Origin of the sequence: Burkholderia sp. ABCPW 111 (assembly GCF_000773065.1) — a bacterium.
Lineage (GTDB): Bacteria > Pseudomonadota > Gammaproteobacteria > Burkholderiales > Burkholderiaceae > Burkholderia > Burkholderia savannae.
In genome coordinates this window covers 43,866-62,646 of the sequence record NZ_JPWT01000051.1, presented here as the reverse complement: position 1 = coordinate 62,646, position 18,781 = coordinate 43,866, and the positions used below count along the sequence as shown (strand labels likewise).

Annotated in this window: 19 protein-coding genes, 1 tRNA gene and 1 pseudogene; 9 read left to right on the top strand and 12 right to left on the bottom strand. The window is 67.9% G+C overall.

Going from position 1 to position 18,781, the window contains the following annotated elements; translation table 11 throughout:
* Positions 1 to 158 precede the first annotated feature (158 nt).
* From X946_RS07120 to X946_RS07095, 6 genes are all read left to right on the top strand, one after another.
* The gene (locus tag X946_RS07120; protein ID WP_038745254.1) at positions 159 to 662 is read left to right on the top strand and encodes a hypothetical protein; all 504 of its coding nucleotides are present in this window, start codon (positions 159 to 161) and stop codon (positions 660 to 662) included.
* Positions 663 to 884: 222 nt separating this feature from the next.
* Positions 885 to 1,835 (top strand): branched-chain amino acid ABC transporter permease, encoded by a 951-nt coding sequence (locus tag X946_RS07115; RefSeq protein WP_038745252.1) that lies wholly within the window; start codon positions 885 to 887, stop codon positions 1,833 to 1,835.
* Between the two features lie 10 nt (positions 1,836 to 1,845).
* Positions 1,846 to 3,015 carry an ABC transporter permease subunit gene (locus X946_RS07110; protein WP_038745313.1) on the top strand — a complete coding sequence of 390 codons (1,170 nt, stop codon included), beginning with the start codon at positions 1,846 to 1,848 and terminating at the stop codon, positions 3,013 to 3,015.
* A gap of 62 nt (positions 3,016 to 3,077) precedes the next feature.
* Positions 3,078 to 3,851: an ABC transporter ATP-binding protein gene (locus X946_RS07105; protein ID WP_038745250.1), complete on the top strand. Its 774-nt coding sequence runs from the start codon at positions 3,078 to 3,080 to the stop codon at positions 3,849 to 3,851.
* On the top strand, positions 3,851 to 4,567 hold the full coding sequence (locus tag X946_RS07100; RefSeq protein ID WP_038745248.1) for an ABC transporter ATP-binding protein: 717 nt from the start codon (positions 3,851 to 3,853) through the stop codon (positions 4,565 to 4,567). Before X946_RS07105 ends, X946_RS07100 begins: the two co-directional genes overlap by 1 nt.
* A gap of 320 nt (positions 4,568 to 4,887) precedes the next feature.
* Positions 4,888 to 5,556: a DUF2278 family protein gene (locus tag X946_RS07095; protein ID WP_038745246.1), complete on the top strand. Its 669-nt coding sequence runs from the start codon at positions 4,888 to 4,890 to the stop codon at positions 5,554 to 5,556.
* A 239-nt stretch (positions 5,557 to 5,795) separates the two neighbouring features.
* Here X946_RS07095 and X946_RS07090 read toward each other — a convergent pair whose 3' ends face one another.
* The 3 genes from X946_RS07090 to X946_RS07080 form a co-directional block, all read right to left on the bottom strand.
* Complete coding sequence (locus X946_RS07090; RefSeq protein WP_038745244.1) at positions 5,796 to 6,254, bottom strand: GNAT family acetyltransferase; 459 nt, start codon at positions 6,252 to 6,254, stop codon at positions 5,796 to 5,798.
* 5 nt (positions 6,255 to 6,259) lie between these two features.
* The gene (locus X946_RS07085; RefSeq protein ID WP_038745242.1) at positions 6,260 to 7,444 is read right to left on the bottom strand and encodes an acetylornithine transaminase; all 1,185 of its coding nucleotides are present in this window, start codon (positions 7,442 to 7,444) and stop codon (positions 6,260 to 6,262) included.
* Between the two features lie 279 nt (positions 7,445 to 7,723).
* Entirely contained in the window at positions 7,724 to 8,755 is a 1,032-nt protein-coding gene (locus tag X946_RS07080; protein ID WP_038745240.1) for a CDP-6-deoxy-delta-3,4-glucoseen reductase, read from the bottom strand.
* Positions 8,756 to 8,783: 28 nt separating this feature from the next.
* Here X946_RS07080 and X946_RS07075 point away from each other — a divergent pair, with 28 nt between their 5' ends.
* A complete protein-coding gene (locus X946_RS07075; protein WP_038745311.1) occupies positions 8,784 to 9,866 on the top strand; it encodes an NAD-dependent epimerase/dehydratase family protein in 1,083 nt (360 codons plus the stop codon).
* Here X946_RS07075 and X946_RS07070 read toward each other — a convergent pair.
* Both X946_RS07070 and X946_RS07065 read right to left on the bottom strand, forming a co-directional pair.
* On the bottom strand, positions 9,859 to 10,047 hold the full coding sequence (locus tag X946_RS07070; protein ID WP_038745238.1) for a hypothetical protein: 189 nt from the start codon (positions 10,045 to 10,047) through the stop codon (positions 9,859 to 9,861). The two genes, X946_RS07075 and X946_RS07070, sit on opposite strands and share 8 nt — an antisense overlap.
* 117 nt (positions 10,048 to 10,164) lie before the next feature.
* Positions 10,165 to 10,887, bottom strand: coding sequence for a 16S rRNA pseudouridine(516) synthase (locus X946_RS07065; protein ID WP_038745237.1), 723 nt, complete (start codon positions 10,885 to 10,887; stop codon positions 10,165 to 10,167).
* A gap of 151 nt (positions 10,888 to 11,038) precedes the next feature.
* On the opposite strand from X946_RS07065, the gene copC reads away from it, so the two are divergent.
* The gene (gene copC / locus X946_RS07060) at positions 11,039 to 11,410 is read left to right on the top strand and encodes a copper homeostasis periplasmic binding protein CopC (RefSeq protein ID WP_038745235.1); all 372 of its coding nucleotides are present in this window, start codon (positions 11,039 to 11,041) and stop codon (positions 11,408 to 11,410) included.
* On the opposite strand, the gene X946_RS33390 is transcribed toward copC, so the two are convergent.
* The 3 genes from X946_RS33390 to X946_RS07050 all read right to left on the bottom strand — a co-directional run bounded on the left by X946_RS33390 (position 11,397) and on the right by X946_RS07050 (position 13,930).
* Positions 11,397 to 11,762, bottom strand: a complete 366-nt coding sequence (locus X946_RS33390) for a hypothetical protein (RefSeq protein ID WP_145986804.1) — start codon at positions 11,760 to 11,762, stop codon at positions 11,397 to 11,399. The genes copC and X946_RS33390 overlap by 14 nt on opposite strands.
* A 102-nt stretch (positions 11,763 to 11,864) precedes the next feature.
* Complete coding sequence (locus tag X946_RS07055; protein WP_038745233.1) at positions 11,865 to 12,827, bottom strand: LysR family transcriptional regulator; 963 nt, start codon at positions 12,825 to 12,827, stop codon at positions 11,865 to 11,867.
* A 209-nt stretch (positions 12,828 to 13,036) separates the two neighbouring features.
* Complete coding sequence (locus X946_RS07050; protein ID WP_038745230.1) at positions 13,037 to 13,930, bottom strand: LysR family transcriptional regulator; 894 nt, start codon at positions 13,928 to 13,930, stop codon at positions 13,037 to 13,039.
* Between the two features lie 110 nt (positions 13,931 to 14,040).
* Between X946_RS07050 and X946_RS07045 the strand changes: the two genes are divergently transcribed.
* Complete coding sequence (locus X946_RS07045) at positions 14,041 to 14,931, top strand: alpha/beta fold hydrolase (RefSeq protein ID WP_038745228.1); 891 nt, start codon at positions 14,041 to 14,043, stop codon at positions 14,929 to 14,931.
* 131 nt (positions 14,932 to 15,062) lie between these two features.
* Here X946_RS07045 and X946_RS33385 read toward each other — a convergent pair.
* The 4 genes and pseudogenes from X946_RS33385 to X946_RS07025 all read right to left on the bottom strand — a co-directional run bounded on the left by X946_RS33385 (position 15,063) and on the right by X946_RS07025 (position 18,613).
* Positions 15,063 to 15,725: pseudogene (locus X946_RS33385) on the bottom strand (MOSC domain-containing protein).
* Positions 15,726 to 16,186: 461 nt separating this feature from the next.
* A tRNA-Leu gene (locus X946_RS07035) sits at positions 16,187 to 16,271 on the bottom strand.
* Positions 16,272 to 16,432: 161 nt separating this feature from the next.
* Positions 16,433 to 17,593 (bottom strand): ABC transporter substrate-binding protein, encoded by a 1,161-nt coding sequence (locus tag X946_RS07030; protein WP_038745309.1) that lies wholly within the window; start codon positions 17,591 to 17,593, stop codon positions 16,433 to 16,435.
* 78 nt (positions 17,594 to 17,671) lie between these two features.
* Positions 17,672 to 18,613 carry a CysB family HTH-type transcriptional regulator gene (locus X946_RS07025; protein ID WP_038745226.1) on the bottom strand — a complete coding sequence of 314 codons (942 nt, stop codon included), beginning with the start codon at positions 18,611 to 18,613 and terminating at the stop codon, positions 17,672 to 17,674.
* Positions 18,614 to 18,781 lie beyond the last annotated feature (168 nt).

Below are 18,781 nucleotides of genomic sequence, written 5' to 3'. Positions count from 1 at the left end.
ATCATTCGAAATCGTGTGCTCAAAAAAGGTTGCAATGCAGGAAAACCCTGTCGAATCAGGAATATTGGTCGTCCTATAAATAGAGTTACAATGCGCCCGTTTTCAGGCCTGGTGGCCTTTGAAACATGGTTTTGGCAAGGCGCTGGAGACCTTATTCGATGCATCTGGAGTTGGTTTACGCCGGGCCCGTCGACGCTGCGGTTGCGCTCTTCGCAGCGGCCGCCGACGGACGCGACGGCGGAGCGGCGGCGCAGGCCGCGGCGGCTCCCGCCGCTTCCCCGAGCGACGTCCTCGTCGTCGGGGCCGGGCGTCCTGCGGCGAATTTCGTCGCGGTGCCGACTCAGATCAAGCGTGCGCGCGCCGACGTCGTTGCATCCGTCGGCATTGGCGCGCCGGGCGACCTGGTCGCGCGACGCACGGCAGCCGTTCGCGCGGCGCCGGCGTTCCGGCGTGCGCCGATCGCAAGCGGCGCAGTGCGCGCGACCGCCGACACCACGAGGCGCGCCAACCCGAGCGAAGCTTTCGACGTGCCGCAGCCGATGCCGGTGCCCGCCCCCGAGGCGATGGCCGGTGTCGTGCGCGGTCGCGTCGAAGGCGCGAAGGCTGGCGCATGGACGCTCTACGACTTCAAGGAGGCCAAGCACACCGTCCTCAAGTCGTGAACTACAGACGGGACTCGCGACGGCACCGAGGCTTCAGTGCGGTGCCGTTTTCGTATCCGTCCCGGCAAGACGCGCGGTCGCACAGTCCGCTTCGTCCGCGCCGGGCCGACATCACCTTACCGGTATTGATTTAGTACCCGCAGTGTCGTTGAGATGGCGCGATTCCATCGCTTATCCGCGTGGCGGAGCGCTCATCCAGCAGCACGGGCCAAGGAGCTTTAAATGGATATTTTCGTCCAGCAGATCCTCAACGGACTGGTGCTCGGCAGTGTCTACGCCATCATCGCATTGGGTTACACGATGGTGTACGGCATTCTCGGCATCATCAACTTCGCGCACGGCGACGTGTTGATGGTGGGCGCGATGGTCGCGCTTTCCGCGATCACGGTGCTGCAGAATCACTTCCCCGAGCTGGGCCACGCCGCCACGCTGACGATCGGGCTCGTGATCGCCGCGGCCGTCTGCGCGTGCGTCGGCTTCACGATCGAGCGCGTCGCGTACCGGCCGCTGCGCCGCGCGCCGCGTCTCGCGCCGCTCATCACCGCGATCGGCGTGTCGATCCTGCTGCAGACGGCCGCGATGATGATCTGGTCGCGCAATCCGCTGCCGTTCCCGCAGCTTCTGCCGACCGATCCGATCAACGTGATCAAGGCGGGCGAGAACAATCCGGGCGCGGTGATTTCGATGACCGAGATCACGATCATCATCGTCGCGTTCCTCGTGATGGCCGGTTTGCTGCTCCTCGTGCACAAGACGAAGCTCGGCCGCGCGATGCGCGCGATCGCCGAGAACCCGAACACGGCGAGCCTGATGGGCGTGAACCCGAACTTCGTGATTTCGGCGACGTTCATGATCGGCTCCGCGCTCGCGGCGCTCGCGGGCGTGATGATCGCGTCCGAATACGGCAACGTGCACTTCTACATGGGCTTCATCCCCGGCATGAAGGCGTTCACGGCCGCGGTGCTGGGCGGGATCGGCAACCTGGGCGGCGCGATGGTGGGCGGCGTGCTGCTCGGCCTCATCGAGCAGTTGGGCGCCGGCTACATCGGCAATCTGACGGGCGGGGTGTTCGGCAGCAATTACCAGGACGTGTTCGCGTTCATCGTGCTCATCATCGTGCTCGTGTTCCGGCCGTCGGGCCTGTTGGGCGAACGTGTCGCCGATCGCGCGTAAGGAGAACAACATGACATCCATTCAACCGATCGAATCGTCGGCTTCGCTCGTCGAGGAGCGTCATCCCGCGAAGACAGCCACCATCGGCATTCTGACCGCGGCGTTCGTGATCGCGGCGCCGCTGCTCATCGGCGCGGCGGGCGGCAACTACTGGGTGCGCGTGCTCGACTTCGCGATGCTGTACGTGATGCTCGCGCTCGGCCTGAACGTGGTGGTCGGCTTCGCCGGCCTGCTGGACTTGGGCTACATCGCGTTCTACGCGGTGGGCGCGTACACCGCGGCACTCCTGAGCTCGCCGCACCTGACGTCGCACTTCGACTGGATCGCTCAGCTGGTGCCGGGCGGCCTGCACGTGCCGTTCCTCCTGATCGTGCCGATCGCGATGGCGCTCGCGGCGCTCTTCGGCATCCTGCTCGGCGCGCCGACGCTGCGCCTGCGCGGCGACTACCTCGCGATCGTCACGCTCGGCTTCGGCGAAATCGTCCGGATCTTCATGAACAACCTCGACCGCCCGGTCAACGTGACGAACGGGCCGCAGGGGATCACCGGCATCGATCCCGTCAGGGTCGCGGGCTTCAACCTGTCGCAGACGCACGAGATCTTCGGCTTCTCGCTGCCGTCGGTCTACATGTACTACTACCTGTTCGTGCTCTGCGCGCTGCTCGTGATCTGGGTCTGCACGCGCCTGCAGCATTCGCGGATCGGCCGCGCATGGGCCGCGATCCGCGAAGACGAGATCGCCGCGAAGGCGATGGGCATCAACACCCGCAACGTGAAACTGCTCGCGTTCGCGATGGGCGCGTCGTTCGGCGGCCTGTCGGGGGCGATGTTCGGCGCGTTCCAGGGTTTCGTGTCGCCGGAGTCGTTCACGTTCTGGGAATCGGTCGTGGTGCTCGCGTGCGTCGTGCTGGGCGGCATGGGCCACATTCCGGGCGTGATCCTCGGCGCGGTGCTGCTCGCCGTGTTCCCCGAATTCCTGCGCTCGACGATGAGCCCGCTGCAGCACATGCTGTTCGGCCACGACATCGTCGATACCGAAGTGATCCGCCAGGCGCTGTACGGCCTCGCGATGGTGATCATCATGCTGTACCGCTCGGAAGGCCTGTGGCCCGCGCCGAAGCATGAGGACCGAATCGCGAAACTGGCGAAGCGCGGCGGCAAGAAGCCGGTGCGCGCCTAAACGACGTGGGACCGGCGTCGGGCGCTGAGGCGCCAGCGCCGGTCGACACAGGAGAAAAGGTAATGAGCGAACAAATTCGACTGTCCGTCAAAGGCGTGAACAAGCGCTTCGGCGGCCTGCAGGCGCTGTCCGACGTCGGCCTCGAGATCAAGGAGGGGCAGATCTACGGCCTGATCGGCCCGAACGGCGCGGGCAAGACCACGTTCTTCAACGTGATCACGGGGCTCTACACGCCCGATTCCGGCGAGTTCCGGCTCGACGGCGAAACGTACACGCCGACCGCGGTCCACCAGGTCGCGAAGGCGGGCATCGCGCGCACGTTCCAGAACATTCGCCTCTTCGGCGGGATGACCGCGCTCGAGAACGTGATGGTCGGGCGCCACGTGCGCACGAAGCACGGGCTTCTCGGCGCCGTGTTCCAGACGCCCGCGGAGCGCAAGGAAGAGCGCGAGATCAAGGAGCGCGCGATCGAGCTGCTCGACTACGTCGGCGTGCTGCAGTACGCCGACTACACCGCGCGCAACCTGTCGTACGGCCACCAGCGCCGGCTGGAGATCGCGCGCGCGCTCGCGACCGATCCGAAGCTGCTCGCGCTCGACGAGCCGGCGGCCGGGATGAACGCGACCGAGAAGGTCGAGCTCACGCGTCTGCTCGACAAGATCCGTTCGGACGGACGGACGATTCTCCTGATCGAGCACGACGTGAAGCTCGTGATGGGGCTGTGCAACCGGATGACGGTGCTCGATTACGGCAAGGTGATCGCCGAAGGTCTGCCGCATGACGTGCAGAAGAACCCGAAGGTGATTGAGGCATATCTCGGCGCAGGGGTGCACTGATGGCATCGGCAATGTTGAAAATCAAGGGCTTGCAGGTCAACTACGGCGGCATCCAGGCCGTCAAGGGCGTTGACATGGAAGTCCGCCAGGGCGAGCTCGTCACGCTGATCGGCGCGAACGGCGCGGGCAAGACGACGACGATGAAGGCGATCACGGGCCTCAAGCCGTACTCGGCGGGCGACATCGAGTACGACGGCCATTCGATCAAGGGCGTGCCGCCGCACGAGCTCCTGAAGCGCGGCCTCGCGATGGTGCCGGAAGGCCGCGGGATCTTCGCGCGGATGTCGATCGTCGAGAACATGCAGATGGGCGCGTACCTGCGCAACGACAAGGACGGGATCAAGAAGGACGTCGACCGGATGTTCGGCTTCTTTCCGCGCCTGAAGGAGCGGGCGACGCAGCTCGCGGGCACGCTGTCGGGCGGCGAGCAGCAGATGCTCGCGATGGCGCGCGCGATTCTGTCGAAGCCGAAGCTGCTGCTGCTCGACGAGCCGTCGATGGGCCTGTCGCCGATCATGGTCGAGAAGATCTTCGAAGTCGTGCGGACGATCTCGAAAGAAGGCATCACGGTGCTGCTCGTCGAGCAGAACGCGCGCCTCGCGCTGCAGGCGGCCGACCGCGGCTACGTGATGGATTCGGGCACGGTGACGATGGAAGGCGACGCGAAGCAGATGCTCGACGATCCGAAGGTGCGCGCCGCGTATCTGGGCGAGTAAGCGTGACCGATGCCGGCCGCGCGCGGGGCGTGCGGCGCGGTGCTCGAAAAGCCGTCACGGTTCGCCGTGGCGGCTTTTTCTTTTGGTTTTGGGTTCGTATCCGGATGGTTCGGTGCACCGGCTCGGCGTGCGCATGGCGGCGGCCGCGCTGCGCGCGACGGGATGACTGCCGCGCGTAGCCATCGACAAAGCACGCGGCACGGATGCCGCGCCTTCGCGTCGACTTCGAAGCGCGCTGTTTCGCGCTCGCCGATCGGCCTATCGAAAACCGACACGCAGCTCGGGCACAATGTGCGTGCCACCATCGAACGGAGACGCGCATGAGCCTCGATTACGGTTTCGTGAAAGCGAAGATCAAAGCGGTTGCGGGCCTGAAGGCGGCGGGGCGCGCGAACGAGACGCAGTATCACGTCCATCTGACGCTCGCGCTGCCCGGCGGCGATTGGGACGTCGCGATCAACGTCGGCACCAACGACGCGGACGACTTGCTCAAGTACAAGCTCGTCTACGATTTTCATCATCCCGTCACGCAGACGCTCGCCGCAGCCGCGGAAGGTTACACCGGCCTGACGAACGACAGCGCGCTGCCGGCGCTAGACTACGTGCGCAGCGACATCCTGAGCGAAACGGGCGCGTGGCGCATGAGCGACGTGATGGACGGCACCGAGCACCCGGAGCCGATTCCGTCGGTGCTGCGGCTCGTCGACGCCGCGCACCGGCAGAACCTCGATCTGTACGTGTTCGGGCGCACGTACGTCGAAGGCAACGGCATTCACGACACGCACATGAACCAGGGGTCGGCCGGCCCGCATTTCCTGCATCAGCTGGGCGACGACGCGAACGATCACAACGACGTGTGGCAGGACGGCGCGCTCCTCGTCGATCTCGGCGGTGCGCAGTGGGCCGCGTACTTCGCGGCGTTCGAACAGCAGGCCGTGCCGACGGACAGCCTCGGCAATCCGCTGCCGGGCGCGGGGCCGATTTCGTAGCGAGACACGAGCGGCGGCGCGCCGCGTGGGCTGGGGGCGCGGCGCGCGCACGAGCCGGCGCGCCGATGCGCGGCGGCTCGCATCGGCTCTAAACGGCCGAAACGGGGCTGGCCAGCGCGGGCGAACCGGGGCGCGGGCGAACCGGCGTGAGCGACGGCCCATGCTGCGCGATGCGCGGCGGCCGAAGGCGGGCGACGCATGCCGCGCGGGCTGGCGGCGCGCGGCCATCGCTTGCGACGTCAGTCCGCCGCGAGCCGCTTGCCGAACGAGATCCGCTCTTCCGCGCGGTAACCGAGCGCTTCGTAGAACCGGCACGCGCCGTCGTTGCCCGGCAGCACCTGCAGGTTCACTTTCGGGCAGCCGCGCGCGGCGAGCGCCGCCTCCGCATGCGCGAGCAGCGCGCGGCCGACGCCGAGCCGCCGCGCGCCGGGCTCGACGGCGAGCGAATACAGCCAGCCGCGATGGCCGTCGTAGCCGGCCATCACGGTTCCGACGACGCGCTCGCCGGCGATCGCGACGAAGAACAGCTCGGGCTGCGTCGCGAGCTTGAGCTCGATCGCGCGCTGCGGATCGCGGTGCGGCGTGCTCGTGTCCGAGTACGACGGAAACGCGTCGCGCCATACGGCGAGCACGGCGCTGGTGTCGCCGCGCTCGAACGTTCGGATCGCGACGCCCTCCGCGACGGTTCCGGTCGACATGGCGATCAGAGCGAGTCGAGCACCGAACGCAGCATCGCCATCATCTGGTCGATCTCGTCGTTCGTCACGTCGAGGGCCGGCATGAAGCGCAGCAGGTTCGGGCGCGCGGCGTTCAGCAGCAGGCCGTCCGGCTGCATCTCGCGCGCCTTCTCGACGATCTGCGGGCCGATGTCCTTGCCGAGCAGGAGCGCGCGCAGCAGGCCTTCGCCACGCTCGCCTTCGAAGCCGCGCTCCTCCGACAGCTCGAGCAGCCTGCGCTTCAGGTATTCGCCGCGCGCGCGCACGCCTTCGAGGAAGCCCGGCGCGACGAGCTGCGAGATCACCGCATGGCCCGCCGCGGTCATCAGCGGGTTGCCGTTGTAGGTGCCGCCCTGGTCGCCCGCCTCGAACACCGCGACGTCGGCCTTCGACAGCAGCGCGGCGAGCGGCACGCCGCCGCCGATGCCCTTGCCGAGCGTCATGATGTCCGGCTCGACGCCGGCGAGCTCGTACGCGAACAGCGTGCCCGCGCGGCCGCAGCCGCTTTGCACTTCGTCGACGATGAGGAGGAGGCCGTGCTGCTTCGTCAGCGCGCGCAGCTGCTGCATGAATTCGCGCGACGCCGGGATCACGCCGCCTTCGCCCTGGATCGGCTCGAGCATCACGGCGACGGTCTTGTCGTTGATCAGCCTCTCGACCGAGTTGATGTCGTTGATCTCGGCCTTCGGGAAGCCCGGCACCTGCGGCGCATAGATCGTGTCCCAGCCCGCCTTGCCGCTCGCCGACATCGTCGCGAGCGTGCGCCCGTGGAAGCTGTGGTCGAACGTGATGATCTCGTACGCGCCGTTCCTGAACTTGCGGCCCCATTTGCGCGCGAGCTTGATCGCGCCTTCGTTCGCTTCGGCGCCGCTGTTCGCGAAGAACACCTTGTCGAACACGCTGTGCTGCGTGAGCAGGCCCGCGAGCTTCGCCATCGGCTCGTTGTAGAACGCCGGCGACGGGTTCAGCAGCTTCTCAGCCTGGGCCTGCAGCGCCTGGACGAGCCCGTCGTTGCAATGGCCGAGACAGTTGACCGCCCAACCCTGGATGAAATCCAGATAGCGCTTGCCGGTGTGGTCGTAGAGCCATGAACCCTTGCCGTGCGTGAACACGATGTCGGGGCGGTTCGTGATGTACATCAGCGAGTCGATCGGGTAGTCGTTCAGCGGCATGGCGGCAGGCTCCAGGGTGCAGTCGGCGAAAAGGCAATAAAAAAAGCCACGGTACGCCGTGGCTTGGTGGTTCGAACAGCTTGTGCGTAACGGGGAAGCGGTTACGCGCGAGTCCGTGACGAGCCGGCGGCATCCGTGCGGAGCGGCGAGCGGCGACGTCGGAGAGCGGACTGGGAGCGGTTCATGTGCGCAAGCATAAGGCATCACGCGGCCCCAAGTAAACCGCTGCGACGCGACAATTCGATGTCGCGGCGGTTCTCTCCGGGGGCCGCGCGGCGCTCAGACCGTGTGCGCGAGGTCCGCGGCGCTCGTAAACGAGTCCGCGTAGAACTCGTCGGCGGGCAGGCCGTGGTGCTGCGTGAAGTCGCGCTGCGCGGATTCGACCATCACCGGCGCGCCGCACGCGTACACCTGGTAGCCGGACAGATCGGGCAGATCCTCGATCACCGCGCGGTGCACGAAGCCCGTGCGGCCCGTCCACGCGTCGCTCGCGTCCGGCTCGGAGAGCACCGGCACGAACTTGAAGTTCGGGATCTCCTTCGCCCATTGCTCGGCGATGTCGAGCAGATACAGATCCTTCTTGCGGCGCGCGCCCCAGTAGAGCGTCATCGGGCGCTCGAGCTTCGCGTGATGCGCGTGCTCGATGATCGCCTTGATCGGCGCGAAGCCCGTGCCGGACGCGAGTAGCACGATCGGCTTGTCCGAATCCTCGCGCAGGAAGAACGTGCCGAGCGGGCCTTCGAAGCGCAGGATGTCGCGCTCCTTCATCGCACCGAACACGTGATCGGTGAACTTGCCGCCCGGCATGTGGCGGATGTGCAGCTCGATCGGGCCTTCCTCGTGCGGCGCGGTCGCCATCGAGTAGCTGCGGCGCGCGCCGTCCTTGAGGATGAACTCGATGTACTGGCCGGCGAGATACAGCAGGCGCTCGTTCGCGGGCAGTTGCAGCTTCAGCACGATCACGTCGTCCGCGCGGCGCTCGAGCGCCGCGACGCGGCACGGCAGCTTCTTCACCTGGACGCCGTCGACGCCCGCGATCTCGCGCACGTCGACTTCGAGGTCGCTCTGCGGCTTCGAGCAGCACAGGAGCGCGAGGCCGCGCGTGCGCTCGTCGTTCGACAGCGCCGACGCGGAGTGCGGCCCCTGCTCGAACTGGCCTTGCACGACCGTGCCCTTGCACGAGCCGCACGCGCCGTTCTTGCAGCCGTAGGGCAAATGGACGTTCTGACGCAGCGCCGCCGCGAGCACGGTTTCGTCGGCCTCGACCTGGAACTGCCGGCCGCTTTGCTTGAGGGTTACGTTAAAAGCCATAAGTCGTTGAGAACAAAAAGTGGGGACCGTGCAACGCGCGCACGGCGGCTACAATGCATTCCTACGGATCAATCGATACACCATGATTGCGACACGAATCCTGCGCCGGCCGCGCGTATTGATCGTCGGCTGCGGCGACGTCGGCATGCGCTGCGCCGCTCAGCTGCGCGCGCGGCGCCAGAACCTGCGCCTCGTCGCGCTGACGAGCCGGCGCTCGCGCTGCGCCGAACTGCGGGCGGCGGGCGTCGTGCCTGTCGTCGGCGATCTGGACGAGCGCGCGACGCTCAAGCGGATCGCGCGCGTCGCGCACGTCGTGCTGCATCTCGCGCCGCCTCAGGCCACCGGCGATGCCGATCGCAGGACGCAGGCGCTCGTCGCCGCGCTCGCGTCGCCGCGGCGGCCGTCGCGTCAGCTCGCGCCGGCGTACGGCAGGCTGCGCGCGGGGCGGGCCGCTGCCAGATCGGCTCGGCCGCCTTTTCGGGCAGCGCGTATTGTAACCGACGCCCTGTCGCGTCCCGTCGTCGTCTACGCGAGCACGAGCGGCGTTTACGGCGATTGCGGCGGCGCGCGGGTTGACGAAACGCGTGCCGTGCGGCCTGCGAATCCGCGCGCGCGACGGCGCGTGTCGGCCGAACGCCAACTGCGCCGCGCGACCGCGCGCGGCGCGCTGTCCGCGCGCATCGTGCGGATTCCGGGCATCTACGCGGCAAACCGGCTGCCGCTCGCGCGGCTCGAGAAGGGCACGCCGGCCCTCGTCGAGGCCGACGACGTCTACACCAACCATATCCATGCCGACGATCTCGCGTCGATCCTGTTGCGCGCCGCCGCGCGCGGCAAGCCTGCGCGGGTCGTCCACGCGAGCGACGACACCGAGCTGAAGATGGGGGATTACTTCGAGCGAGTCGCGCGCGCGTTCGGCATGCGCAGCCCGCCTCGCATCACGCGCGCCGAAGCCGAACGGCAACTCGAGCCGATGCTGCTGTCGTTCATGCGCGAGTCGCGGCGGCTCGCGAACGCGAGGATGAAGCGCGAATTGCGCGTCGCGCTGCGCTATCCGAGCGTCGACGACTTTCTGCGCACGGTCGCCGCGCCGCGCGCGATCATCAAGTGATCGCCGGCAACGCCTCGATCAGCAGGAAGCACAGCAGCGCGCCGATCAGCGCACCGATCAGACTCGGATGATATTTGCGCTTCAGGTGCATCGCGGTGAGCAGCCCGCCGATGATGATCGCGCCGAGCCCGGCGAACGCCAGGATCACGGACGAAATTTCGATCGGATTGTTGATGGTCATGATGTCCCCCCAAACCTGGAACGTATTGTGGTTTTGTATCGAGTATAGCGGGGCTTGATGACGTTGCCATGCTGCAACGCGGCATGGCTCGGATGGCCGAACGGCGGCCGTTCGGGCTTACCCTGACAGGGTTTTCGCTGTGTCGCGCAACGCGGCCAGGTCGTGCTCGCCGAGCCAGCGCCACGCGCCTTCGGCGAGATCCGCCGGCAGCGCGAAGCCGCCGATGCGCGCGCGGTGCAGCGCCTCGACGCGGTTGCTCGCCGCCGCGACCATTCGTTTAACTTGGTGATATTTCCCTTCGGCGACCGTCAGTTCGAGGAGTCGTTCTCCTCGGGCCGTCGCGGCGAGCGCCGCGAGCGGCTGCGATTCGCCGTGCAGCAGCACGCCCGCGCGCAGCGCGTCGAGCTGTGCGTCGTCGAGCGGGTGGCGCACCGTCGCGACATAAGTCTTCGGCACCTTGCGCTTCGGCGACGTGTACGCGTGGACGAACTGGCCGTCGTCGGACAGCAGCAGCAGGCCGGTCGTGTCCTGGTCGAGGCGGCCGACGCACTGGACGCCGCGCTCGGCGAACTGCGGCGGCAGCAGGCTGAAGACGCTCGCATGATGTTGCGGCTCGCGCGAGCATTCGTAACCCGCCGGCTTGTTGAGGACGACGTACGCGCGCGCGTGGTACGGCCACGCGACGCCGTCGACTTCGAACACGAGCCGGGCGGTGTCGAACGGCGCGTGCGCGTCGGTGCACGCCGCGCCGGCGACGGCGACGCGTCCCGCTTCGACGAGCGCGCGGCACTGGCGGCGCGAACCGAAGCCTTGCGTGAACAGAATGCTTTCGAGATTCATGGCGCGCGCATTGTACCAAGCGCATCGGACGCGGATCGGGCAAACGGCGCGCGGCGCGCTCGGGCGCAAGCGGGCGCGAGGGCTGGTAAGCTCGGGGCCCCGCGGCCGCGCCTCGCGCGACCGCCATTCCTCGTTCGAACGAAGGCAAACTATGACCATGACAATGACTTCCGCCGCGCGGCGCGGCCTCGCCGCCGCGTTCGCACTCGCGCTGTCGAGCGTCGCGTTCGCGCACGCGAAACCCGAAAAGACCGATCCGCCCGCGAACGCGGCGGTCGCCACGCCGCAGGCCGTGTCGATCGACTTCACCGAGACGCTCGAGCCGGCGTTCAGCTCGATCGTCGTCGTCGACGCGGCGGGCGCGCCGGCCCAGGCCGCGAAGGCGGTCGTCGACGCGACCGATCGCAAGCGCATGTCGGTCGCGCTCAAGCCGCTGCAAGCGGGCGCGTACACGGTGAAGTGGGTGGCGGTCGCAACCGACGGCCACCGCACGCAGGGCAGCTACAGGTTCACCGTGAAATAAGCCGGCCGCCCGGCGATGCACCGCCGCGGCGTTCGCACGCGCGGCGGCATGGGGCGCATTCGGATGTTCCCGATCCGCCGTCCGGAATCGTCCGGCAGCGCTTCGTTTTCGCGGAAGCGGTCAATTTGATTCGATCTGCTCGGTCGTCGTCTTGCCGGATCGATTCAATGACGCTCGATTTTGAAAATATGCCGTCTCGTTCAAGGCGAATCACGCAAAGCGAGCGAAGTTCGCTCGAAAGAATCGCTCGCGCATTACGCATGCCGACGAACGTGACGACCGCCGCCGCGACGCGAAGAACGATCGCACGATGCGGCTCACCGCCCCGACGGCGCGTGGCAAGCCTCTTCATCCTTTCCGTCGCCGAATGTCTCGCGGCCGAACGCCGTCGTGCCGCGCGCGCGGCGGGGCGTGCGGCGGCGGGGCGCAACGAAGCGCAGCTGCCGCGACGCGCTCAGCGCAGCCGCGTGACGACGGCGCGTGCGCCGAGCGCCGGCGCATCGCCGCGATCGCCGACGACGCGCGGTCCGATCCGTATCCGCTCTTTCAGGAAGTCGAGCATCGCGTGCACGCGCTTCGGCAGATGCTCGCTCGGCCCGACGAACACAGCGTTGATCACTTCCTCGTCGCCGGGATTGAACGCTTCGAGCACCGGCACGAGGCGCCCGGCGTCGACGTCCGCGCAGACGTGAGAGCGCGCGAGCCGCGCGAGCCCGAGCCCGCAGAGGGCCGCGTCGCGGATGCTCTCGCCGTCGCCGAGCAGCAGGCTGCCGCCGGACGGCAGCAGGCGCTGGCCGTCCGCGACGACGAACGGCCATGCCTTCGCGTTGCCGCTCAGGCCGATGCAGTTGTGGCGATCGAGATCGTCGGGAGTCTCGGGCGCGCCGTTGCGCTCGAAATACGCGGGCGAGCCGACGACGACCATCCGGCTGCCGCCGAGCTTGCGCGTCACGAGCCGCGAATCGTCGAGCGCGCCCGCGCGGATCGCGATGTCGCTGCGGTCGTCGAGCAGATCGACCACCGTGTCCGACAGCACGATGTCGAGCGTGATGTCCGGATAGCGGCGCTGGAACTCCGGCAACAGCGGCAACAGATGATGCTTGCCGAACGGCACGTGCGAATTGATCCGCAGGCGTCCCTGCGCAATCGCGCCGCGCGTCGCTTCGCGCTCGGCGTCGGCGATGTCCTCGAGGATGCGCACGCACCGCTCGTAAAACGCGGCGCCTTCGGGCGTGAGTTGCAGCTTGCGCGTCGTGCGGTTCACGAGGCGCACGCCGAGCCTCGTCTCGAGCCGTTGAATGAACTTGCTGATCGCCGACGGCGTCATGTCGAGCCGTCGTCCCGCCGCTGAAAATCCGCACGACTCGATTACCTGAACGAAGACGGCCATCTCGGAGAAACGATTGACCTCGCGCATGGAATGGACGATTTGACGAGCCTTTAAATGGACGAATCCTAGTATATCCGCGACTTGTTTTCGCATTCGCGGGATTTTCTTATTTTCATCTTCGTTGATTTTCATCGGTACGTTGCCGATCGTTTATCCCGCCTCGCGCGCTTCGTATCGGCGATTCGTTGCCGAGGCGGACATCTCGAACGACGTGGACGCGCCGATGTGCCGATGCGTCAATTCGCCGGCTCGAAGCGGCGGCGGCGTCCGGTTTCGCGCACCGCGTCGATCAGCGCGGCGCTCGCGGGCGTCGGCCGCTGCGAGAACGCGTAGAAGCGCGCGGCGGGCAGCGCGGGCAGGCCGTCGCCCGGTCCGCATTCGCGCAGGCCGTCGCGCAGCTGACTGCGCGCGACGGCGGTGACGGCGAACCCCGCGAGCGCCGCCGACACGCAGCCCGCCATGCTGGCGCTTTCGAACACGATGCGAAACGGCCGCAGCGCGGCGCCGAGTGCGGCGATCGCCGCTTCGCGGTAGACGCAAGGCTCCGGAAAGAGCGCGAGCGGCAGCGCGTCGGCCGCGTCGAGCGCGGCGTCCGACGCGCACGCCCATACGAGCGGCTCCTCCCACAGCAGTTCGCCGGCTTCGTCGATGCGACGGCAGCGCTTGCCGAACACGACGTCGATGCGGCCCGACGTCTGCTGGCGCAGCAGATCCGCGGTGATGCCGACTTTGAGCTCGATCGCCGCTTGCGGATGCCGGCGGCGAAACGCGTGCAGCACCTGCGGCAGCCACGCGCTCGCGAAATCCTCGGACGCGCCGACGCGCAGCCGCCCGTGCAGCGCCGAGCCGCGCAGCCGCGCGCGCGCTTCGCGTTCCATCTCGACGATGTTGCGTGCGTACGCATAGAGCGTCTCGCCCGCGGGCGTGACCTCGAGGCGACGCGTCGTGCGGGCGAGCAGCACGACGCCCGCCGCCTGCTCGAGCCGCTTGATGTGCCCGCTGACCGCCGACGGCGTGAGCGCCAGATGCTCGGCGGCGGGCGCGAAGCCGCGACGCTCGACGACTTCGAGGAACGTGCGCAGCAGCACGATGTCGAGCGACATCGACGGCGAATCCGACGGCGTATCCATGCGGGCAACCCATTCAATGCGATATTCGAATAATAGACGATGATTCTTTGTGAATCGTGATGAGCGATCGGGCTACGATCGGCGTGACCTGACGATCGACGGAGGCCACGATGCCCGACTATGCGTTTGCGACGACTCCCTTGCTGGACGTCGCGTATCTCGAATGGAACCCGGGCGGCGCGCGCGCCGCCGTGCTGCTGCACGGCTGGCCGGACAGCCCGGCATGCTGGAAAGCGGTCGCGCCCGCGCTCGCCCGCGCCGGATATCGCGTGCTCGCGCCCGCGCTGCGGGGCTTCGCGCCGACCCGCTTTCGCGACGCGGCGACGCCGCGCAGCGGGCAGCTCGCCGCACTCGGGCGCGATCTGCTCGATTTCGTCGACGCGCTGCGGCTCGAGCGCCCGGTGCTCGTCGGACACGACTGGGGCGCGCGAGCCGCGGCGAACGCATGCGGGCTGCGCGAGCGGACCGCGTCGCATCTCGTGATGCTGTCGGTCGGCTACGGCACGAACGATCCGAATCAGCCGCTGTCGCTGCAGCAGGCGCGCAACTACTGGTATCACTGGTTCATGGCGACGCCGCGCGGGGAGCGGGCGGTGCGCGACGACCGCCGGGCGTTCGCGCGCGCGATGTGGGACACGTGGGCGCCGGCCGGCTGGTACGCGCCGGGCGATTTCAACGAGGCGGCGATCGCGTTCGATGCGCCCGACTGGGCGGACGTCGTGCTGCATTCGTACCGGCATCGCTGGGGCTTCGCGAGCGGCGATGCCGCCTATGCGGACGACGAAGCGCGGCTGAATCCCGCGCCCGTTTTGTCCGTGCCGACGCTCGTGCTGCACGGCGGCGCGGACACCTGCAATCACCCGGACAGTTCCGCGTCGCGCGAGCGTTTCTTCGCGGGACGCTACGAGCGCGCCGTGCTCGACGGCGTCGGCCATTTTCCGCAGCGGGAGGCGGCGGCGCGGGTTGCACACGCGATCTCGACGTTCTGCGCGGATGCCTGAGCGCGGCGGGGCGACGGCGCGCGACGGTTGATGCGTGGCCGTTTCACGTTGCTTGCTGTCTGTCGTCTGTCGACCGTCGACCGTCGACCGTCGACCGTCGAGCGGGCGCGTCAGCTGTCGAGCCGCTTCGTTCAGTCCTCGACCGCGCCCGCATTCAGCCGTCGCTCGGACAACTGACGTCATGACGGCGGCAGCGCGTCGATGCGCGACAGCGCTTCGAGTGTGCCCGCATCGGGCGGACGCCGGTACGGCACGTCGAGCATGCTCGACAGCGTGCCATTGCGGCCGCTCGCGCAACGCGAGCTCGCCGTCGTGCTCGCCCCAGCCTTCGTCGAGTACGCGGTAGCGCCAGCCCGTTCGCCCGCTTTGCCGGGCGCGCGCGGACATTTGGGGGAACCCGAAGCGTGCGTTGAGCTTCCGGCGCGGCTGCCGCGACTGCGGCACCTGCGGCGTCGCGCCGCCGAGCGTGCAGACGGCGCCGATGCGTGCGTCGCGCGCGATGATGCCGCGCGTCGACAGGTTCTCGCCGAATGCGCTCGGCCGCGCGAGCACGTCGCGCATGCCGATTCCGGCCGCTCACGACGGCTGGTGATCGAACGCGTAGCGATAACCGCCTTGTCGGGGCCGCCATGATGCTTGCGAGCGGCCTGCTCGTCACCGGCGAATCCCGTTTGGCCGAGCCGAAGCCGATCGCGCGCCGGTTGCTTGTCGATCGCGCTCGCCCGCGGCGTGCACGCGAGCGGTTCAATGGCGGCGATCAGCCGCGCGTCGAGCTTGGCGTTTACGGGTTGCATGCGCGCCGATCCGTTGATGCGCGCCCTGTCTCGCGCAGCGCGTCGAGCGCTGCGGCAAGCTCGCGCGTCCGGTCTTCGTTCGATGGCCGCAGCGGCTCGCGCGGCTCGTCCGCGTCGAAGCCGGCAGCGCTCAACGGGACCAGTTTCGGACGTTTGCGTGCGACGCAAGATTCCCCCGGTGCGCAGACGTCGCGTGCGACGCGTGACGAAGGGATGGGGCGATGGCCGCCGAGCCGGTGACGGGTGGCGCCCGGTGTGGGCGAATCGGAGCGAGCGGGAGTGCGACGGCGCACGCGCGAGCGGCGGCGGGAACGAGTAGCGGCGGGCCCGAATGAAAAAGCCCCGCGCTGCTGGTGTCAGGCGGGGCTCGATGCGGCGGCACGGTGGCGAAAAGCGTGTTCGCCGGCGGCCGGCGCCGCGATGAGCATCGGCGCGCTGCGCGCGATGCTTCGATGTCTGTTTGGTGCCCAGGGCCGGAATCGAACCGGCACGCCTTGCGGCGGGGGATTTTGAGTCCCCTGCGTCTACCAATTTCACCACCTGGGCAAACCTGCGCCGCGCATGCGATTGCGCGCGGCGGAAACGCGGATTATCACTGAAATTCCCCATGTGGGCAAGCATCCGGCTGACGGCGTCGCGCAGGTGTGCGGCTCAACGGCTCAACGGCTCAACGGCTCAACGGCTCAACGGCTCAACGGCTCAACGGCTCAACGGCTCAGATAGACGAACGCGCCGTGCGTCACGATCCCCATCACGCTCGCGCGCTGGTCGAGCCCGACGTGATCGGCGGCGCTCGTGTTGACGATGCCGTTCGGCACGACGAGCTCGTGCGCGCGTTCGAGCTCGGCGCGCAGCGCCGTGCGGAATGCCGGCGTGCCCGGCTGCGCGGTTTTCTGCGCGCGGCTGACCGCGTCCGCGAGGCGCGGGTAGACGCCCGCCGCGTCGCCCGCGAACTGCGTGACCGTGTCGCGCCCATACTTCGCCTCGTACGCGTCGACGAACGCGAGCGCCGCCTGCTTCGCCGGATGGTCGGCGGGCAGCGTGCGCGCGACGACGACGGGCTGCGTCGGAAACAGCGTGCCTTCGACGTCCTTGCCCCCGAGCCGCAGGAACTCGGGCGTCGCGATCCCGTGCGTCTGGTAGATCGGCCCTTTGTAGCCGCGCTCGATCAGCGTGCGCTGCGGCAGCACGGTCGGCGTGCCCGCGCCCGCGATCAGGATCGCGTCCGGCTTCGCCGCGATCAGCTTCAAGGCCTGGCCCGTCACGCTCGCGTCAGTGCGGTTGTAGCGCTCGGTCGCGACGATCTTCAGCTTGCGCAGCTCGGCCAAGCGCGTGAATTCGTCGAGCCAGCTGTCGCCGTAGCTGTCCGCGAAGCCGATGAAGCCGACCGTCTTCACGCCGTGGCTCGCCATGTGGCGGGTCAGCACGTCGGCCATCGCGCGGTCGCTCTGCGCCATCTTGAACGCCCACACGCGATTGCCCTGCTGCGGCTCGACGATCGATCCGGAGCCGATCAGCGTGATCATCGGCGTCTGCGCGGCGGCGACGGGATCGAGCGCGGCAAGCGCCGCCGGCGTGATGTTCGGCCCGACGACGACGTCGACCTTGTCCTCCGTCACGAGCTTGCGGATGTTGCGCATGGCGATGCCCGGGTCGGACGCGTCGTCGAGCACGATCACCCGCAGCTTCTGTCCGGCGATCGTTTTCGGCCACATCAGGATCGCGTTCTTGCTGGTCTGGCCGATCGTCGCGGCGGGGCCCGTCGTCGACAGATCCACGCCGACCGTCAGATCGGCGCGCGCCGCGGCGCTGACGAGCGCGAGCGCGGCGCACGCGGCCGCGCGGCGCAACAGGCGGGTTGGCTTCATCCCGAAAGTCTCCATGCCGGTTCGAGGCGGCGCGCGAGCGCGAAGCGCCGCCGCGCTTCGCCGCCCGCGCGCCGGGCGTCACAGCTCGTAGGTTTCGGCCTCGCCCTTGAGCGCGGTCTCGACGAGCTTGCGGTTGAGCGTCGGCGACAGCAGCTCGACGAGCGTATAGATGTAGCCGCGCAGATACGCACCCTGCTTGAGCGCGACGCGCGTCACGTTGCTGCCGAACAGGTGCCCGACCGGGATCGCGCGCAGATTGCGGTCGCGCTCCGGATTGAACGCGATGTCCGCCATGATGCCGACGCCGAGCCCGAGCTCGACGTAGGTCTTGATCACGTCAGCGTCGATCGCCTCGAGCACGATGTCGGGCGTGAGGCGGTGCAGCGCGAACGCCTGGTTGATCTTCTTGCGGCCGGCGAACGCGTCGTCGTACGTGATGAGCGGGAATTGCGCGAGATCGTCGAGCGACAGCGTCTTGCGCTCGAGGAGCGGGTGGTCGGCCGGCACGACGGCCGCGTGATGCCACTGGAAGCAGGGCAGCGACACGAGCTCCTTGTAGTCGGCGATCGCCTCCGTCGCGACCGCGAGATCCGCCTGATCGTGGATCACCATTTCGGCGACCTGCGTCGGGCTGCCTTGCAGGATCGACAGGTGGACCTTCGGGAAGCGCTTCTTGAACTCGGCGATCGCGGCGGGCAGCGAATAGCGGGCCTGCGTGTGCGTGGCCGCGATCGTCAGGTTGCCCTGGTCCTGCGCGGCGTAATCTTTTCCGACCCTTTTAAGGCTTTCGACCTCCTGGAGTATCCGCTCGACCGACGCCAGGATGATCCGCCCCGGCTCGGTCAGCGAGCGCACGCGCTTGCCGTGGCGCGTGAAGATTTCGACGCCGAGCTCGTCCTCGAGCTCGATGATGGCCTTCGAGACCCCCGGCTGCGACGTGTACAGCGCCTTCGCGGCTTCCGTGAGGTTGAAATTCTGGCGGACGGCCTCGCGCACGAAACGAAATTGGTGCAGGTTCATTTATAACCCTTCCGCATATCAACAGAATTTTTTAGTCGTTTGAAATATAAAGCGAGTTTATTACGATTGCCCCGTGTTTTTCAAATATGGATATCTGTAATCGTCATTTGCAAATGACCGGCCGGGCGGATGGCCGGCTCGGCGCGGGCGGTGCAGGATTCGGGCGCG

Coding starts and splice junctions, on each gene's coding strand:
- X946_RS07025 (WP_038745226.1), bottom strand. CDS start 18,613: ATGAACCTGCACCAATTTCGTTTCGTGCGCGAGGCCGTCCGCCAGAAT.
- X946_RS07115 (WP_038745252.1), top strand. CDS start 885: ATGGATATTTTCGTCCAGCAGATCCTCAACGGACTGGTGCTCGGCAGT.
- X946_RS07105 (WP_038745250.1), top strand. CDS start 3,078: ATGAGCGAACAAATTCGACTGTCCGTCAAAGGCGTGAACAAGCGCTTC.
- X946_RS07080 (WP_038745240.1), bottom strand. CDS start 8,755: ATGGCTTTTAACGTAACCCTCAAGCAAAGCGGCCGGCAGTTCCAGGTC.
- X946_RS07030 (WP_038745309.1), bottom strand. CDS start 17,593: ATGAAGCCAACCCGCCTGTTGCGCCGCGCGGCCGCGTGCGCCGCGCTC.
- X946_RS07055 (WP_038745233.1), bottom strand. CDS start 12,827: ATGCGCGAGGTCAATCGTTTCTCCGAGATGGCCGTCTTCGTTCAGGTA.
- X946_RS07070 (WP_038745238.1), bottom strand. CDS start 10,047: ATGACCATCAACAATCCGATCGAAATTTCGTCCGTGATCCTGGCGTTC.
- X946_RS07090 (WP_038745244.1), bottom strand. CDS start 6,254: ATGTCGACCGGAACCGTCGCGGAGGGCGTCGCGATCCGAACGTTCGAG.
- X946_RS07095 (WP_038745246.1), top strand. CDS start 4,888: ATGAGCCTCGATTACGGTTTCGTGAAAGCGAAGATCAAAGCGGTTGCG.
- X946_RS07045 (WP_038745228.1), top strand. CDS start 14,041: ATGCCCGACTATGCGTTTGCGACGACTCCCTTGCTGGACGTCGCGTAT.
- X946_RS33390 (WP_145986804.1), bottom strand. CDS start 11,762: ATGAAGAGGCTTGCCACGCGCCGTCGGGGCGGTGAGCCGCATCGTGCG.
- X946_RS07100 (WP_038745248.1), top strand. CDS start 3,851: ATGGCATCGGCAATGTTGAAAATCAAGGGCTTGCAGGTCAACTACGGC.
- X946_RS07050 (WP_038745230.1), bottom strand. CDS start 13,930: ATGGATACGCCGTCGGATTCGCCGTCGATGTCGCTCGACATCGTGCTG.
- copC (WP_038745235.1), top strand. CDS start 11,039: ATGACCATGACAATGACTTCCGCCGCGCGGCGCGGCCTCGCCGCCGCG.
- X946_RS07120 (WP_038745254.1), top strand. CDS start 159: ATGCATCTGGAGTTGGTTTACGCCGGGCCCGTCGACGCTGCGGTTGCG.
- X946_RS07085 (WP_038745242.1), bottom strand. CDS start 7,444: ATGCCGCTGAACGACTACCCGATCGACTCGCTGATGTACATCACGAAC.
- X946_RS07110 (WP_038745313.1), top strand. CDS start 1,846: ATGACATCCATTCAACCGATCGAATCGTCGGCTTCGCTCGTCGAGGAG.
- X946_RS07065 (WP_038745237.1), bottom strand. CDS start 10,887: ATGAATCTCGAAAGCATTCTGTTCACGCAAGGCTTCGGTTCGCGCCGC.